This is a genomic window from Micromonospora sp. NPDC050417 (assembly GCF_044458865.1).
Taxonomy (GTDB): Bacteria; Actinomycetota; Actinomycetes; order Mycobacteriales; family Micromonosporaceae; genus Micromonospora_G.
Genome location: NZ_JBITIH010000029.1, coordinates 24536 through 40452, shown reverse-complemented (window position 1 = coordinate 40452; position 15917 = coordinate 24536). Strand labels below are relative to the sequence as shown.

General features: G+C 70.0%; 17 protein-coding genes. 5 read left to right on the top strand and 12 right to left on the bottom strand.

Features of this window, described 5'->3' with window-relative positions; translation table 11 throughout:
• Nucleotides 1–16: 16 nt before the first annotated feature.
• Nucleotides 17–952 (bottom strand): anti-sigma factor RsbA family regulatory protein, encoded by a 936-nt coding sequence (locus tag ACIBF5_RS28915; protein ID WP_396816056.1) that lies wholly within the window; start codon nt 950–952, stop codon nt 17–19.
• A gap of 198 nt (nt 953–1150) precedes the next feature.
• On the bottom strand, nt 1151–1732 hold the full coding sequence (locus ACIBF5_RS28910) for a hypothetical protein (RefSeq protein ID WP_396816055.1): 582 nt from the start codon (nt 1730–1732) through the stop codon (nt 1151–1153).
• A 198-nt stretch (nt 1733–1930) separates the two neighbouring features.
• On the opposite strand from ACIBF5_RS28910, the gene ACIBF5_RS28905 reads away from it, so the two are divergent.
• A complete protein-coding gene (locus ACIBF5_RS28905) occupies nt 1931–2299 on the top strand; it encodes an FKBP-type peptidyl-prolyl cis-trans isomerase (RefSeq protein ID WP_396816054.1) in 369 nt (122 codons plus the stop codon).
• A gap of 163 nt (nt 2300–2462) precedes the next feature.
• Nucleotides 2463–3368, top strand: a complete 906-nt coding sequence (locus ACIBF5_RS28900) for a DUF1295 domain-containing protein (protein ID WP_396816053.1) — start codon at nt 2463–2465, stop codon at nt 3366–3368.
• On the opposite strand, the gene ACIBF5_RS28895 is transcribed toward ACIBF5_RS28900, so the two are convergent.
• Nucleotides 3358–4209, bottom strand: a complete 852-nt coding sequence (locus ACIBF5_RS28895; RefSeq protein ID WP_396816052.1) for an alpha/beta fold hydrolase — start codon at nt 4207–4209, stop codon at nt 3358–3360. The two genes, ACIBF5_RS28900 and ACIBF5_RS28895, sit on opposite strands and share 11 nt — an antisense overlap.
• Nucleotides 4210–4593: 384 nt before the next feature.
• On the opposite strand from ACIBF5_RS28895, the gene ACIBF5_RS28890 reads away from it, so the two are divergent.
• The gene (locus tag ACIBF5_RS28890; RefSeq protein ID WP_396816050.1) at nt 4594–7005 is read left to right on the top strand and encodes a glycoside hydrolase family 3 N-terminal domain-containing protein; all 2412 of its coding nucleotides are present in this window, start codon (nt 4594–4596) and stop codon (nt 7003–7005) included.
• 47 nt (nt 7006–7052) lie between these two features.
• Here the strand turns inward: ACIBF5_RS28890 and ACIBF5_RS28885 are convergent, their stop codons facing one another.
• The 4 genes from ACIBF5_RS28885 to ACIBF5_RS28870 all read right to left on the bottom strand — a co-directional run bounded on the left by ACIBF5_RS28885 (nt 7053) and on the right by ACIBF5_RS28870 (nt 9538).
• The gene (locus tag ACIBF5_RS28885; protein WP_396816049.1) at nt 7053–7481 is read right to left on the bottom strand and encodes a DUF2267 domain-containing protein; all 429 of its coding nucleotides are present in this window, start codon (nt 7479–7481) and stop codon (nt 7053–7055) included.
• Between the two features lie 143 nt (nt 7482–7624).
• Entirely contained in the window at nt 7625–8023 is a 399-nt protein-coding gene (locus ACIBF5_RS28880; protein WP_396816048.1) for a TraR/DksA family transcriptional regulator, read from the bottom strand.
• 163 nt (nt 8024–8186) lie between these two features.
• Nucleotides 8187–8819, bottom strand: a complete 633-nt coding sequence (locus ACIBF5_RS28875; RefSeq protein WP_396816047.1) for a uridine kinase — start codon at nt 8817–8819, stop codon at nt 8187–8189.
• Nucleotides 8820–8842: 23 nt separating this feature from the next.
• Nucleotides 8843–9538 carry a winged helix-turn-helix domain-containing protein gene (locus tag ACIBF5_RS28870; protein WP_396816046.1) on the bottom strand — a complete coding sequence of 232 codons (696 nt, stop codon included), beginning with the start codon at nt 9536–9538 and terminating at the stop codon, nt 8843–8845.
• A gap of 194 nt (nt 9539–9732) precedes the next feature.
• Between ACIBF5_RS28870 and ACIBF5_RS28865 the strand changes: the two genes are divergently transcribed.
• On the top strand, nt 9733–10656 hold the full coding sequence (locus ACIBF5_RS28865) for an AEC family transporter (RefSeq protein WP_396816045.1): 924 nt from the start codon (nt 9733–9735) through the stop codon (nt 10654–10656).
• Between the two features lie 70 nt (nt 10657–10726).
• Here the strand turns inward: ACIBF5_RS28865 and ACIBF5_RS28860 are convergent, their stop codons facing one another.
• The 4 genes from ACIBF5_RS28860 to ACIBF5_RS28845 all read right to left on the bottom strand — a co-directional run bounded on the left by ACIBF5_RS28860 (nt 10727) and on the right by ACIBF5_RS28845 (nt 12885).
• Nucleotides 10727–11359, bottom strand: a complete 633-nt coding sequence (locus ACIBF5_RS28860; protein WP_396816044.1) for a winged helix-turn-helix domain-containing protein — start codon at nt 11357–11359, stop codon at nt 10727–10729.
• Between the two features lie 58 nt (nt 11360–11417).
• Nucleotides 11418–11918: a rhodanese-like domain-containing protein gene (locus ACIBF5_RS28855; RefSeq protein WP_396816043.1), complete on the bottom strand. Its 501-nt coding sequence runs from the start codon at nt 11916–11918 to the stop codon at nt 11418–11420.
• A complete protein-coding gene (locus ACIBF5_RS28850) occupies nt 11915–12367 on the bottom strand; it encodes a cysteine dioxygenase (protein WP_396816042.1) in 453 nt (150 codons plus the stop codon). Before ACIBF5_RS28850 ends, ACIBF5_RS28855 begins: the two co-directional genes overlap by 4 nt.
• Before the next feature lie 140 nt (nt 12368–12507).
• A complete protein-coding gene (locus ACIBF5_RS28845) occupies nt 12508–12885 on the bottom strand; it encodes a carboxymuconolactone decarboxylase family protein (RefSeq protein ID WP_396816041.1) in 378 nt (125 codons plus the stop codon).
• Nucleotides 12886–13059: 174 nt separating this feature from the next.
• On the opposite strand from ACIBF5_RS28845, the gene ACIBF5_RS28840 reads away from it, so the two are divergent.
• A complete protein-coding gene (locus tag ACIBF5_RS28840; protein WP_396816040.1) occupies nt 13060–14184 on the top strand; it encodes a cellulose binding domain-containing protein in 1125 nt (374 codons plus the stop codon).
• Between the two features lie 153 nt (nt 14185–14337).
• Here the strand turns inward: ACIBF5_RS28840 and ACIBF5_RS28835 are convergent, their stop codons facing one another.
• Entirely contained in the window at nt 14338–15783 is a 1446-nt protein-coding gene (locus ACIBF5_RS28835; RefSeq protein WP_396816039.1) for an LVIVD repeat-containing protein, read from the bottom strand.
• Nucleotides 15784–15917 lie beyond the last annotated feature (134 nt).

Genomic DNA, 15917 nt, shown 5'->3' with positions numbered 1-15917 from the left:
GCGGAACTGAGCCGGGTCAGCGGTACATGTGTACGCGGACCGTGGTGGTACCCGGCCGCGTGTGCACGCGTACGAGGTCGCAGAGTTCGTTGACCAGGAGCAGCCCGCGACCGCCGGGTTGGTCCGCAGGCGCGGGAATCCGCCCGGCGAGCGGTTCGGTGATGTGCCCGGTGTCGGCGAGCTGGCAGATCAACTGTTTGTCGGTGCTCCAGACCGAGAAGGTGCCGCCGCCACCGGTGTGCTCGACGGTGTTCGCGGCGAGTTCGTTGACCGCGAGCGTCAGGTCGGCAACACGATCGGGGGCGAGACCGGCGGCGAGGGCCTGGGCGGTGACCAGACGGCGGAGTGCCCAGAGGGCGTGGAGATCGACCGTGAGGGTCTCCGCGAGTGGAGGCGGAGGCGGCAGGGGCAGGTTGAAGCCGTCCGCGACGGTGATCGGGTCCGCGTAGTGAGGGCTGTCCCAGGCACCGGCGGCGGTCCGCAGGACCGGATGGGTGCGGTACGCGTCGTCGAGCCAGGTCCGGTCGAGGCGACCGGTGTCGTAGGGGCAGAGGATGGTGGCCCAACGCCCGACGAAGGCCGTGTTGATCAGGGCCTCGTGCTGGGCACAGGCAGGGTACTCGGCGGCGGTCCGGCCGGCCCAGACCGGTTCACCGATGATCCGCACCCGGTGGTCGGGGTGCGCGTCGGCGAAGGCGAGCAGCACCCGGGGGATGATCCGGCCGGGGTTGCGGCCGGCGACGGCCATGTCGTGCAACTGCACCCGGGTGGCGTCGGCGCCGAGCGCGCCGCGGATGAGGTCAAGGTTGCCCTCGGGTACGGCGACCATGACCGGCTCTCCTGCCGCCAGGCCGGCCCGGATGAAGGGGATCGTACCGGCGAGATATTCGTGCCGGTTCGCGTAGAACAGGGCTGGATGGACGAACTCGTGGAGGTCGCGGGAGGGGTACATGGCCCGGCCGCCTCCCTCTCCGCCTGTTTTCGATCATCAACCGCTGGCCGTCCACCGATCGGACCGGCGATCGGACCGGAGCCGCCCGAACACTCACGGGTCACGAGCCCGCCCACCACCATAGCCGTCCGTCGCTTCGAGGCATTCCTGGCTGCGCCCGAAACCACCACCCACTCGGCCAGCGCCGAACAGCCGGGGTCAGGGCGTCGCGTACGCGTGCAGCGGCCCGGGGGCCGGGCGGGACTCCAGGGTCGACGGGTCGACGCTCCACGCGCCGGCCAGCCGCATCACGTCGTGCTCGGAGACCAGGATGTCGGGGTCGCCGGCGAGCCCGGGGGGCAGCCCGATCGCCTGTTCGACGTCGTCCGGGTCCCCACGCCACTCGGTGACCTCACCGATCTCGCCGAGGAAGCCGAACGCGCGAACCGCGACGCCGTCGACGGCGCGGGCCCAGCGGTGCAGTTCGGAGACCCGGTAGGTGGCGAAGAGTTGCACCTCGGTGCCAAGGGTGGCGGAGAGTTCGACGACGTCCACGACGGTGTTCGGGCGGAGCAGCCACCGGCCGGTGGCAAGGAGCCAGCGGGCGTCCCGGGCTCCGGGCAGCGGCGGGGTGAGCACCAGCCGGTCGTCGGTCAGGTAGGCCAGGTCGATCCCGTCCCGCCAGGAGACCGTGCCCAGGTCCCGTAGCGCCAGGGCCGCGGTGAGGGCCTCGGCGTCGGCGTCGCGGACAGCCAGCCACGACTGTTTGTGGCCGAATCCGACCATGGTCTCCCCCTGCATGCCCCGCACGTTACCGACCTTCGTCACGGCGAGCCGAGACTTACCGCCGGGAGCGCCGGATCCGGCGGGCCCGGGTTCGCGTACGCGGGGTCGCCAGCGGCCACGCCCCGGCCGGAACACGTCGGTGAGCCTCGATGAGTAAGGATGATTGGTTAGTTCCGTTCCTGATCATGCGATTCGTCCCCAGGAGGACTGGACATGGAAAAGCCGAACATCGGCCCGATCGAGGGGGCACCCCCCGCCGACCTGGTCATCGAGGACATCACCGAGGGCAGTGGTCCCGAGGTTGGCCGCGGGCAGTGGGCAAGCGTGCACTACGTGGGCGTCTCCCACTCCACCGGCAAGGAATTCGACTCCTCCTGGGGTCGGGGTGAGCCGTTCGGGTTCCAGGTCGGTGGCGGACGGGTCATCGCCGGCTGGGACCAGGGGGTGGCCGGCATGAAGGTCGGCGGGCGGCGCAAGCTCGTCATCCCGCCGCACCTCGGCTACGGCAACCAGGGCGCCGGCGGCGTGATCAAGCCGGGCGAGACGCTGGTGTTCGTGGTCGACCTGGTCGACGTCAAGTAACGAGCACGTTCGTACCACCACCGCGCACCAGCGCCCCCGCCGGAGCAGCAGGCCCCGGCGGGGCCACCGCGACAGCGGCGGCGGGGCCCCGAGGCCCCGCCGCCGTGTGGGGACCGCATCCGTGGGCGGTGACGGGGGCCGTGTCCCCGGGTTAGGGTGCGGCGTGTCGTCGTACCGGATCGGCGGGAGCCTGGCTGACGCCTCACGCGCGGTCTCCCTCGGCCTGGTGGCCGGGGTGTACCTGGTGGCCGCCGCCAGCGGCGCCCTGACCTGGTGGCTCCTCGCCCCGCACCAGGAGCCGCTGACCGCCGCCTTCTGTGCCGACCTGGTCGGCACGGCGGTCGTCTTCGCCGGCTCTGTGCTGGTGCGCAACGCCAGTCTCTACGACCCGTACTGGAGCGTCGCGCCGCCGTTGCTGATCGCCGGTTGGCTGCTCACCACCGAACCGGGGGTGGCCGCACGGCAGTGGCTGGTGTTGGCCCTGGTCGTCGTGTGGGCGGTGCGGCTGACCGGCAACTGGGTGGTCGGCTGGGCCGGCCTGCGCCACGAGGACTGGCGCTACGTGATGATGCGCGAGCGGACCAGCGGCCGACTGCCCTGGTGGCTGGTGAACCTCACCGGGGTGCAACTCGTACCGACGCTCGTCGTCTTCGCCGGCCTGCTCCCCGGCTGGTCGGCGATCTCCGGGAACCGGCCGTTCGGTTGGCTCGACGTGCTCGCCGCCGCACTCACCGCCGCCGCGATCCTGCTGGAGTCGCTCTCCGACCGACAACTGCGCCGGTTCGCCGCCGAGCCGGGCAACCAGGGCCGGGTCGCCGACCGTGGCCTCTGGCGGTACGTCCGCCACCCGAACTACCTCGGCGAGATCGCCTTCTGGTGGGGACTGTGGCTGTTCGCGCTCGCCGCAGCGCCGTCGACGTGGTGGACGGTGATCGGGCCGCTGGTCGTGCTGGCGCTCTTCGTCGGCGTGAGTGTGCCGATGATGGACCGGCGGTCACTGGACCGCCGGCCCGGTTATCGGGAACACATGCGAGCGGTGCCCGCGCTGCTGCCGCGGCTCAGGCGTTGACCGGCACCCGTTCCTTGATGAAGTTCATCAGCTCGCGGTTGATGTCGTCGGCGTGGGTCCACGGAATGCCGTGCGGCGCGTCCTTGAGCACCACCAGCTTGCTGCCGTTGACCGCCTGGTTCAGCCGCTTACCGGTGTTGGGGAAGGGCAGCACCCGGTCGGCGTCCCCCTGAATGATCAGCAGCGGTACGTCGATCTTCGGCAGGTCGTTGCGGAAGTCGGTCAGCCAGGTCGGGATGCAGGCCAGAGTGGCGTACGGGGACGCACTGATCGCCATGTTCCAGTTCGCCCGGACCACCTCCTCACTGACCAGCTTGCCGAGGTTGACGTCGAGGTTGAAGAAGTTCTGGAAGAACTGGGTGAACCAGACGTACCGATCCTTGCGGGCCTGGTCCATGAAGCCGTCGAAGAGACTCTGCTCGATGCCGTCCGGGTTGTCGGCCGTCTTGAGCAGGAACGGCGGGATCGGCGACACGACCACCGCCCGGTTCACCCGGGCCGAACCGTACGCGCCGAGGTAGCGGGTCACCTCGCCGGTGCCCATGGAGTGCCCGACCAGGGTGACGTTACGCAGGTCGAGCGTGGTCAGGATCTGGTCCAGGTCGGCGGCGAAGGTGTCGTAGTCGTAGCCGGCGGTGGGCTGGCTGGACTTGCCGAACCCCCGACGGTCGTACGTGATCGCCCGAAAGCCGGAGTCGACCAGCATCGCGACCTGCTTCTCCCAGGCGGTGCCCCCGAACGGGTACCCGGGGATGAGCAGGACCGGCTGACCCGAGCCGTGGTCCTCGTAGTAGAGATCGATGGATGCGGAATTCTCCGCCCCGACACTGATGTAAGGCATCTCGACACTCCTCTTGCGCGGAATCGTCCGTGGCGGGGGTCGGTCGAGCGTTGCCGCGTTAGAGGGGTGCGGCAGCCTGAAGTTAACACGGCCCGAACCGACCGGTGGGCGGATTGGCAGGCTGGGCCGGAGTCTCGGCACGCCGCCCGTAACTTTTCGGGCCCGTGCCGATACTTCAGGGTCAACCGGCCGCACGATCGGGCGCTACACGAACGACGAGGTCGTCCCGTGACAAAGGTGGCCGGCCGATTTCTGGCCCAATCCCCCCTCTCGACGGGAAGCCAGGTTTCCGGAAACATATCGGAAGCAACGGCACCAGCCTGCGGCGCGTAACCGTCGTGTACGGGGCTTCGGGGTGCCGGTACAAGCGACAGGAGGCTGCCCATGAGCAGCGATCCCCGGACCGGCGACGGCCACCGCACCCTGACGGCGGCCCCCCTGGCCCCCTGGCAGGATCCGTCCCGACCGATCGACGTACGGGTCGCCGACCTGCTCGGCCGGCTGTCGCTGGAGGAGAAAATCGCCCAGCTCTACGGCGTCTGGGTCGGCGCGGACGTGAGCGACGAGGACATGGCGCCACACCAGCACGACATGGTGGACGACGTCCCGGACTGGCGGGAGTTGATCCAGGTCGGACTCGGGCAGCTCACCCGACCATTCGGCACCGCACCGGTCGACCCGGCCCTCGGCGCCCGGGCACTGGCCCGGATGCAGGCCGAGATCGTCGCGGCGAACCGGTTCGGTATCCCGGCCATCGCCCACGAGGAATGCCTCACCGGTTTCATGACCTGGGGCGCCACCGTCTACCCGACGCCCCTCGCCTGGGGCGCCACCTTCCACCCCGAACTGGTGGAGCTGATGGCCGCCCAGATCGGTACGGCGCTGCGTCAGGTCGGCGTGCACCAGGGGCTGGCCCCGGTCCTCGACGTGACCCGCGACCCCCGCTGGGGGCGGACCGAGGAGACGATCGGGGAGGATCCGTACCTGGTCGCCACCATCGGCACCGCGTACGTACGCGGGCTCCAGTCAGCCGGTGTGGTGGCGACGCTGAAACACTTCGCCGGCTACTCCGCCTCCCGCGCCGGCCGCAACTTCGCCCCGGTCGCGGTCGGCCCACGCGAGTTCGCCGACGTCCTGCTACCACCGTTCGAGATGGCCGTACGCGACGGCGGCGCCGGCTCCGTCATGCACTCGTACGCCGAGGTTGACGGCGTGCCGGCAGCAGCCGACGAACGGCTCCTGACCGAACTGCTCCGGGACCGGTGGGGGTTCACCGGCACCGTCGTGGCGGACTACTTCGGAGTGGCGTTCCTGCAACTGCTGCACCACGTGGCCGGATCGGGCGTCGACGCGGCCCGGCTCGCTCTCACCGCCGGTGTCGACGTGGAACTCCCCGCGGTGCGCTGTTTCGGACCGGGACTGGTCGACGCGGTCCGGAGCGGGACCGTGCCGGAGGCGCTGATCGACCGGGCCACGACCCGTGTGCTGCGGCAGAAGGCGGCGCTCGGGCTCCTCGACCCGGACTGGCAGCCGCGACCGGCAGCCCTGACCGGAACGGTCGACGACCCGGCCGCCCTGGAGGGCACCGTCGACCTGGACCCGCCGGCCAACCGGGCGCTCGCCCGGGAACTCGCCGAGGAGTCGGTGGTCCTGCTCGCCAACACCGGCGCCGCTCTGCCGCTGCCTCCTCAGTCGAGAATCGCGCTGGTCGGACCTCTCGCCGACGATGTCACCGGCATGCTCGGCTGCTACACCTTCCCGAGTCACGTCGGCGGTCAGCACCCGGGGGTTCCGGCCGGTGTCGACATCCCGACCCTGCTCGACGCGCTCCGCGCCGAGCTGCCCCTGGCCGAGGTGACCCACACGGCCGGCTGCACCATCGACGGCCCGGACCGGTCCGGCATCGCCTGCGCGGTGGCGGCGGCGGCCGACGCCGACGTCTGTGTGGCAGTGCTCGGCGACCGGGCCGCGCTCTTCGGCCACGGCACCTCCGGCGAGGGCTCCGACGCGGCCGATCTGTGCCTGCCCGGCAAGCAGCAGGAGTTGCTGGACGCGCTCCTCGACAGCGGTACCCCGGTCGTGCTGGTGCTGCTCGCCGGCCGCCCGTACGCGCTCGGCGACTCGGCCGACCGGCTGGCCGCGGCCGTACAGACGTTCTTTCCCGGTGAGGAGGGCGGGCCCGCGGTCGCCGGGATCCTCTCCGGCCGGGTCGCCCCGTCCGGGCGGCTGCCGGTCAGTGTGCCCCGGCACGTCGGCGGTCAGCCGTCGAGTTACCTGGCACCGGCGCTCGGCCACCGCACCGAGGTCAGCAGCATCGACCCGACGGCGCGCTACCCGTTCGGGCACGGTCTCTCCTACACCCGCTTCGACTGGCGGGACGTACGCGTCGACGGCGTCGAGGCGGTGCCGGGTCGGGCCACCGAGATCGGCACCGACGGCACCGTCGAGGTGTCGGTGACGGTGTCCAACACCGGTGACCGGGTCGGGACCGAGGTGGTGCAGCTCTACCTGCACGACCCGGTGGCTCAGGTGACCCGGCCGGTGGTCCGGTTGACCGGCTACGCCCGGGTGCCCCTGAACCCCGGCGAGTCCCGGCGGGTGACGTTCCGGGTGCACGCCGACCTGACCTCGTTCACCGGACTCCACGGGTTCCGGGTGGTGGAGCCCGGTGATGTGGAGCTGCGGCTGTCGGCCTCCAGCGTCGACCACCGGTACGCGGTCCCGGTGCGGCTGACCGGCGCGTTACGCCAGGTCGACCACGAGCGGCGGCTGGTCGCGGAGGTGACCGTCGGCTGAGGACCGGACGGCCACTGGTCAGGGGTCAGTCGGGAAACCGGACCGGCTCAGGGAATGATCGGTTGCAGGTCCTTGGGCATGGTGGACCGTACGTCGTCCCACTCGCCCTGGCTGATGTGTCGACGCAGGGCGTCGAGCACGGTCTGCACCACGCCCTCCGGTCCGCCCTCGACCTCGTACGGGAAACCCTGCCCGACCTCGTAGAGGAAGTCGTCCCGGTTGAGCTTGATCGGTACGTCGCTCGGTTCCCAGCCCTCGAAGTACACGCCGCGCACCAGCGTCGGCAACTGCGCGGCGAACTGCACGCTCTCCTGCACCGGGAGCCGGTCCCGGAGCAGTTGCAACACGGTACGCAGCGCGGCGTACGACTGGTTGCGGCGCTGTTTGGGCCACCCGTACGCCTGCTCGATCTCCTGGAGGATGAGGTTGGTCTTCTCGATCGACGCTTCGAACGTCGCGTACGGATTGTTCGCCACTGCTCTTCCTCCGTCTGGGTGAGCCGCCGACCTCCCCCGGGCCGGTCCTGCGCCCCACACTGCCGGTGCTCCGGGTGAGCCCGGTTCACCCGGAGCAGGTGAAGGCCCGGGGAGGTGGCGACGCCGGTCTGACCCGGATCGACTCAGGCTGCGCGCCGTTCCCGAGACTGCTTACAGGAGACGCAGGTGGTGGCGGAGGGGAAGATTTCCAGCCGTTCCACCGGGATCGGCGCCGAGCAGCCCTCGCACCGGCCGTAGGTGCCCTCGGCGAGTCGGGACAGGGCGTGTTCGTACTGCGCCCGACGGTCCAGAATGGTCCGTAGCAACGACTGTGCGGTGTCCCGCTCCGCGGTCTTGGTTCCGCTGTCGGCCTGGTCGTCGCCGGCGGTGTCACCAACCTCCACCAGCCGCAGCACCTGGCTCTGCAGCACGGCCTCGTCGTACTCTCCGGTCAGCTCGTCGAAGCGGGCTTCCAGGGAGAGCCGGATCAGGTCGATGTCCGCCTGGGAACGGGCCGTGCCGACCGCATCGTTGACAAGCATGCGCTGCCCCTGCCTTTCCGTGACGGCGGTGGACTCGCTGCCAGGACCCGGTTGGTCCGGCGCGGTCCACCGTGACCGGGCGCATACCCGTGACCGAGGGGGGTCAAACCAGCGATTTCTGCCGGCGCAAAGGCCGGAGGGTCCAGCCGGAACGCGGGGAGGTTCAGCCCTGTTCGTCCGCTTCCACCAGCGCGGGGTGGCGCGGGTCGTCCATCCGGACGACCACGTCGGCGAAGGTGGCCGGGGCGACCTCCTCGGCGTACCGGGTGAACGCCGGCAGAGTCCAGGCATCCGCCGGGTCGGTGCGCCGCGACAGCGCTGCCGGGGACAGGACAAGGTGGACGGTCAGATCGAACGGGAGTCCGCCGCCGAGCAGGAAGGAGCCGCTGACCAGGAGCACCGCCCCGGGCGGCAGGTCGACGTACTCGGCCCGGCTGGCCCGGTCGGTGCGTGTGTTCCACAGCGACGGCAGGACCCGGCCGGTCTCGACGGCAGCGTCGAGCACCTCCCGGCGCAGGCCCGCCTCGTCGAGCCAGTCGGTGTAGAACGCGTCCGGGTTTTCCCGGCCGAACTCGTAGCGCAGCGACGCCGGTCGGAGGAAGTCGGTGGCCCGGATTGGCAGTGCCGGACGGCCGCGTACGCGCAGCGGGTCGACCAGGGCGTCGGCAAGCCGGTCCGGTGCCGAGGCGCCGGCACCGTCGAGGGCCACCCGCAGCGGCTGCCCGGTGCGCTCGGCGGCCAGCCGGTCGGCCAACTCCTGGACCAGCGACTCGGGACTGATCGGGCGGATCTTCACCCGCTCCATACTGCCCGAGTGGGTCAGCCGTCCTGGTCGATGGTGACGACTGCCTCGTCGGCGAGCCGGTAGCCGACGCCGTACACGGTGGTGACGAGCGGGACCTCGGTGCCGACCTTGCAGCGCAGTCGGCGGACGTGCACGTCGACGGTACGGACTCCGGTGTGCTCGTAGCCCCAGACCGCGGCGAGCAGTTGCAGCCGGGTGAAGACCCGTCGTGGATGTTCCACCAGGTGCAGGAGGAGGTCGAACTCCAGCCGGGTCAACGGCAGCGGTTGGTCGTCGAGGAGCACGGAACGGGAGGCGGCGAGGATCCGCAGTTCGGGCGCTGCCGTCTCGTCAGTGGCCGAGTCGGTGCCGACCCGCTCGACACCGGTCGGTTCGGTGAGCGACCGCCCCACGGGGACGTGGCCGGGCGGGGCCTGATCGGGCCTGGCCGGTGGGCGCAGCAATGCGGATTCGACCGGGCGACGGTCGGCCGGCACCGGTCCGTGAATGACCGTCGCCTGCCCCTGTTCCAGCAGCTCACGGGCGACGTCGAGGAGACGCTGCGCCGACGGGGCCAGGGCCTGGTCACCATCGAGCGGAATGGAGAGTGTCAGGGTCAGTGCGGGGGTGCCGGCGGCGGGCAGGCGACGCTCGGCGTCGGGTGGCCGCCCGGGTCCCGCTGGCTGGGACGTGTGCCACACGGCACGCGACGAGGCGGGACTGACCGACATGGTCCTCCTTGGCTGGTGGAGGGGAATCCCCTCGGCCCGGGGTGCGGGCACGCTCGATGTTTCCGGCCACTGCGGCAAGGGTCAAGGGGCCACTACGTTGCATGAATGTGACAATTGACGCACAGATTGGAATTGGACGCTCGCTCTACGTACCAGATCTTGGGAAATCGTCAGAATCAGTCCACGATGATCTAGTGCGAGGAGTGCTGACCGGCTTCACGGTCATCTGGACGGTCACGCTCGCCGGTTACCTGATCGGCCGTACCCGCCTGCTCGGGCCGGACGGCACGACGGTGCTCGCCCGACTCGCCTTCTTCGTCGCCGCGCCCGCGCTGCTCTTCACCACGCTGGCGCGGTCGTCGGTTTCCGAGGTGTTCACCCCCGCGCTGGCCGCGTTCGTGCTCAGTACGGTGCTGGTCGCGGCCGTCTACCTCACGCTCGCCCGTTGGGTGTGGCGGCGACCGGCCGGCGAGGCGACCGTCGGCGCGCTCAGCGCCTCGTACGTCAACGCCGCCAACCTCGGTCTGCCGGTGGCGGCGTACGTCCTCGGAGATCCGTCCTTTGTGGCGCCGGTGCTGCTGTTCCAGGTGCTGCTCGCCTCACCGGTCGCGCTCGCCGTGCTGGACGTGACCACCACCGGCCACCGCCCCTCGCCGCGACGACTCGCGCTGCTGCCGGCGCGCAACCCGATCATGCTTGGTTGTGCCGCCGGGCTGGCCGTCTCGATCGTCGGCCGCACGCCGCCGGACGCGGTGATGCGCCCGTTCGAGCTGGTCGGCTCCGCCGCCGTACCGCTGGCACTGATCGCTCTCGGCATGTCGCTGTACGGCAGCCGACCGCTCGCCGCCGGACCGGAGGCGGTCGAGCGCTACGTCGCGGTCGGGCTCAAGGTGCTGGTACAGCCGGCGCTGGCCTATCTGATCGGGCACCTGGCTCTCGGCCTCGACGGGGCGGCACTGCTGGCCGCGGTGGTCACCTCGGCCCTGCCCACGGCGCAGAACGTCTTTGTCTTCGCCACCCGGTACCAACGGGGCGAGGCACTGGCCCGGGACACCGTCGTGCTCTCCACCCTGGCCGCCGCGGTCACGCTCGCCGCGATCGCGGCGTGGCTGGGCTGAGCCGCCGCCGGCCGTACGGCCAGCCCGGCGGGCCGGTCGCGACAGTCAGTACGCCGACCGGTCGCGACAGTCAGGCGTCGCGGTCGACGCTGATACGCGCCTCGTCGGCCAGCCGGTAACCCACCCCGTACACGGTCGTCACCACCGGCAACGTCTCCCCCAGCTTCGCGCGCAGCCGGCGGACGTGTACGTCGACGGTCCGGGCCACGGCGTGTTCGTAACCCCAGACGCTGTTGAGAAGCTGGAGCCGGGTGAAGACCCGCCGCGGGTGCTCGGCCAGGAAGACGAGCAGGTCGTACTCCAGCCGGGTCAGCGGTATCGGTTGCCCGTCACGCAGCACCCGCCGGGAGCCGGCCAGCACGTGCAACGTCCCGTTCCGTCCGGCACCGCTCCCGCCGGCGACGGGCCCGCCTCCGAGTGAGACCGTCGCGCTGGCCTGCTGGGCCACCGGCTCCTCCCCGATCCTCGCCGGCATTTCGGACAGCCGTGCGGCGAGCGTCTCCCGGTCACTCTGCTCGACCAGTTCCCGGACCAGCTCCAGTAGGCGGGTCGCCTGCGGGGTGAGGGTGTCCCCGGCGTCCAGGGTGATGTCGACGGTGACGGTGAGGGTGGTCGCGGTGTCGCCGGGCGTCGATCGGCGGCGGGCATGGCCCGACCGGACCGGCGACGGGTACACACGCGGGCTGATCGCGATGACCGACATGGGGAGAGCCTCCTAGCGATGGTGTTCCGTGCCATCCCGGGCGTGGTGACGCCCAGGTTCAGGTGGACGTCCGCCCGGCGGTCGCCGGCACGTTGGTCAGGTGGGCGTAGACATCGGTCGGCCCGAAGGCCGGTAGGCCGGCGAGTCGCCAGGCGGCGAAACCGCCCACGATGTCGGTGGCGAGGTAGAGACCGAGGTCCTGGAGCGCGGCTGCGGCCAGCGAGGAGGTGTAACCCTCCTGGCAGAAGATCACCACAGGCAGGTCGTAACGCTCCGCGACCGGCAGCCGGGCCGGACTGCGGGGGTCGAACCGCCACTCCAGGACGTTGCGCTCGATCACCAGGGCGCCCGGGATCGAGCCGGTCGCGGCCCGCTGGGCGGCCGGCCGGATGTCGACCAGCAGTGCCCCTTCCCGGTACGCCAGATGCCCCGCCTCCGGGTCGAGCCGGCGCAGCCGCAGCCGGGCGGAGTCGAGGATCTCGTCAATCCCTCGGGATCCGGCCGGCGCCACGGTGTCCGGACAGCTCGTCGAGGGGTGCCGCGAGTTGATCAGCTTCACCAGGCCACCCCCGCCTCAGCGACTTCGGCGACCCGGAGGTTGCCACCGTCGAGTTCGTAGCGGGTCATCCGGGACAGCGCGGGCAGGTAGACGTGGATGCTGACCGCCGGGACGTTGCCGGTGTTGCTGACCCGGTGGATGTGGCGTGGGCCGAACTGCCGGCCGGAGCCCGTACGCAGGATCGTGGGGCGGAGCTCGCCGCCGACCACGACCTCCTCGGTGAGGGCGCCCGAGGCGACGGTGAAGGCACCGGCGGAGCCGCCGTGGTCGTGCAGGTCCGTCGACTGACCAGGGAGCCAGGTCAGCAGCCAGACCTCGTGCTCCTCGTTGCCAGCCAGGCGGGCGTACCAGCGTTCGACCGGGTCGAACCGGGGCGCCACCGGCCAGGAGGCGGGGTCTACCGCGTACCGACGGGCGATGGTGAGCGGGTCAGCGGAGTTGATGGTCATCGTCATTCCTCGTTGAAGCGACTGGTCCGTTGCCCCAGATCCTAGACGATAAAACCTATAGGTTTGATAGGTAATTGGGACGCGTCTCAGTGACTGGGACAGCGAAGCGGTCAGGCTCCCCGGTCCCAGTCGAGCGTCCGCTACTCGAATTCGCCGAAGACCGCCACCGCGACCTGGTAGGTGTCGAAGGCACGGGCAGCCCCGGCGTACGCCTCCAGATGGATGAACAGGTCGACGATCTGGTCCTTCGTGACCCCGGCGTTCAGCGCGATCCTGAGTTGGCCACGCAGCGGCTCATGGGTTCCCAGGGTGGCGGCGATGGCCACGGAGACCAGCGCCCGACTACGGTCGTCGAGCGCGGTCCGGGTCCAGGAATCGCCGAAGGTGTGGGCCATCGCCAGGTCACGGAAGTCCCGGCCGGAGGGGGGCTCGCCGGGGCCCAGCGGCAGCACGAGCGGTTGGCCGAGAAGTCGCGCGGCACTGTCGGCCGCCTGCTGTCGTGATCGTTCGTCCTGCATCCTGGCCTCCTTCGTCGCTCCGATCGTCGCACCGTTCCCCGCCGACAGAGGCCGTTACCCCTACATCGACACGATGGCGGGACCGCGGTTGTCCTCGCGAGATTTACTTGCTTCAATGCGATGGGAGCACCGGGCCGTCACACCTCTCACCGCGCACCGCGACAGGAGACGACCATGCTCCGCAAACTCCTCGGTCAGGCCACGCTCGCGACCCTGGCCATACTGCTCGGTCTCGTCATCACGACGCCCTTCCTGCCCGCCGCGTCCGCTCCGGCCACCGCGTTCGCCCCGGTCCGGGTCATGCCGCTCGGCGACTCGATCACCGGTTCACCCGGCTGCTGGCGCTCCATGCTCTGGAACCGACTACAGAGCACCGGGTACACCACCATCGACTTCGTCGGCACCCTCGGCCCCCAGGGCTGCGGGCAGGCGTACGACGGAGACAACGAGGGCCACGGTGGCGCTCTGGTGACGAACGTGGCGAACCAGAACCAGCTCCCCGGGTGGCTCGCCGCCACCCGACCGGACATCGTGCTGATGCACTTCGGCACCAACGACGTCTGGAGCAACGTGGCACCGGCGACCATCCTCACCGCGTACGGAAAGCTGGTCGACCAGATGCGGGCCAGCAACCCGGTGACGAAGGTGCTGGTCGCGCAGATCATCCCCATGGCACCGAGCACCTGCACCGAGTGCGGCCAACGGGTGGTCGCCCTGAACAACGCCATGGCGAGCTGGGTCAGCTCGAAGAGCACCGCACAGTCACCGGTCGTGCTGGTCGACCAGTGGACCGGGTTCAGCACCGGCAGCGACACCTACGACGGGGTGCACCCGAACACCTCGGGCGACCAGAAGATGTCCGATCGCTGGTACCCGGCGCTGACCGCCGCGCTGAACGGAATCACGCCGACGACCAGCCCCACCGCCGGTCCGACACCCACCCGATCCCCGACCGTGAGCCCGACGCCGACCCGTACGCCCACCACCGCACCGCCGATCGGGGGCTGCACCGCGACGTACCGGGTGATCGGGCAGTGGCAGGGCGGCTTCCAGGCCGAGGTGACGGTTCGCAACGGAAGCACCGGTACGTTCGCCGGTTGGGCCGCCCACTGGTCCTTCGGCGCCGGCCAGCAGATCAGCCAGTCGTGGAACGCCGTGGTGAGCCAGAGCGGCACGAACGTCTCCGCGCGCAACGTCGGTTGGAACGGCAACCTGGCCCCGGGCGCGACTGCCACGTTCGGCTTCATCGCCAACTGGAACGGCACGAATCCGGCGCCGACGGTCACCTGCACCGCCTGAACCGAGGCGGGCGGCCAGGGCTTGATCGTCGCCCGGACAGGCGTCGGGCCCGATCTCCGTTTCGGCGATCGGGCCCGACGGTGCGACCAGACTCACGTGTCAGGAGGGGCGCCTCCGACCATCGGAGATGGTGACGGGGAGCCCCTCCTCACCTCACCAGGACCAGTACTCCGGCTGGGTCTGCGGGTTGAACTCCTTGTACGAGTGCAGCTTCGCAGTCCAGGTACGCCAGTCGTTCAGGTCCAGGACGTCCAGACCCTTCTGGATGTCGTTGGAGTAGATGTAGCCGTTGTAGTAGTACGCGGACCACGAGCCACCCGTGACGGCACGGGTGTCCGAGAGCGGACCCCGCTCCCAGTAAGCGATCTCCTTGGGCTGGGCCGAGTTGGTGAAGTCCCAGACCGAGATGCCGCCCTGGTACCAGGCCTGCACCATGATGTCGCGGCCCAGGACCGGGATCAGCGAGCCGTTGTGCGACACGCAGTTCTCGAAGTCCGTGTTGGTCCGCGGAATCTTGAAGTAGCTACGGAAGACCAGCGCGCGACGGTCGCCGCGGCCCGTGATGTCGTAGACACCGTCGGCACCACGGGTGGCACCGATCGTCGGGTTGCAGGTCGGCGCGCCGCCGCCACCGAGTTCGTCGGTGAAGACGACCTTGGTGCCCTCGTTGTTGAAGGTGGCGGAGTGCCAGAACGAGAAGTTGGTGGTGTCACGGACCGAGCTGATCACCCGCGGCGCTTCCCGGTTCTTGATGTCGAACAGCACACCGTCACCCATGCAGGCGCCCGCGGCGAGGTCCTTCTCCGCGAAGACGGTGATGTCGTGGCAGCCGGTCGTGGTCGAGCTGCCGTTGCCGCCCGGGTTACCGCCCTCCGGGAAGAGCACCGGCGTCGCCACCACGGCGGCGTCGGTCGGCTTCTTCACCGGGACCTTGACGATGGAGATGAGGTCGTGCGGCGGCTGGCAGTCCGGGAAGGAGGCGTTCGGGCTGTACGAGGAGACGTACAGGTAGACCGTCTTCTTGTCCTTGCTCGGGACCAGGGTGTGGGTGTGCGACCCGCACTTGGTCTCGACGGACTTGATGTAACGGGGGTTCTTCTTGTTCTTGATGTCGAAGATCTTGATGCCCTCCCAGGAGGCCGGGTTGGCCGCGGACTGGGACGTGCTGGCGCACGAGTCGTCGCTACGGGACGAGTCGGTCGACAGGAACAACAGGTCACCGTAGACGGTGATGTCGTTCTGGGCGCCGGTGCAGAGCACCTGGGAGACGACCTTCGGCGCACGCGGGTTCTTGATGTCGAAGACGACGAACCCGTCGTAGTTCCCGGCGAAGGCGTAGTTTCCCGAGAAGGCGAGGTCGCTGTTGAGGGCGGCCTCGGTGTTGAACGGACCCACCTTCGGTACATTGGCGATCTGGCGCAGGTTCGGACTGCTTGAGATCTGGTCGACACCGGGGATGGTGTCCACGGTGGCCGGTGCTGCGGCCGGCTCGGCCGCACTGCTGGGCGGAGCGGTGGCAACGCCGAGCACGAGCAGGGCGCTCGCGGCAAGCCCGACGATCCGGAGTTGCCGCGGCCCTGGCAGAGAGTGGTTGAACATCTGGCGGCACCCTTCGAAAGGGGTTATCGATCCTGCAGACCTTACCTAACCCATCAATACATCGATGTGATAGATATCACATCGAGGAACTTGTACGCCACCTGGCTATGATCCAACACGATCTTCGACGAGGA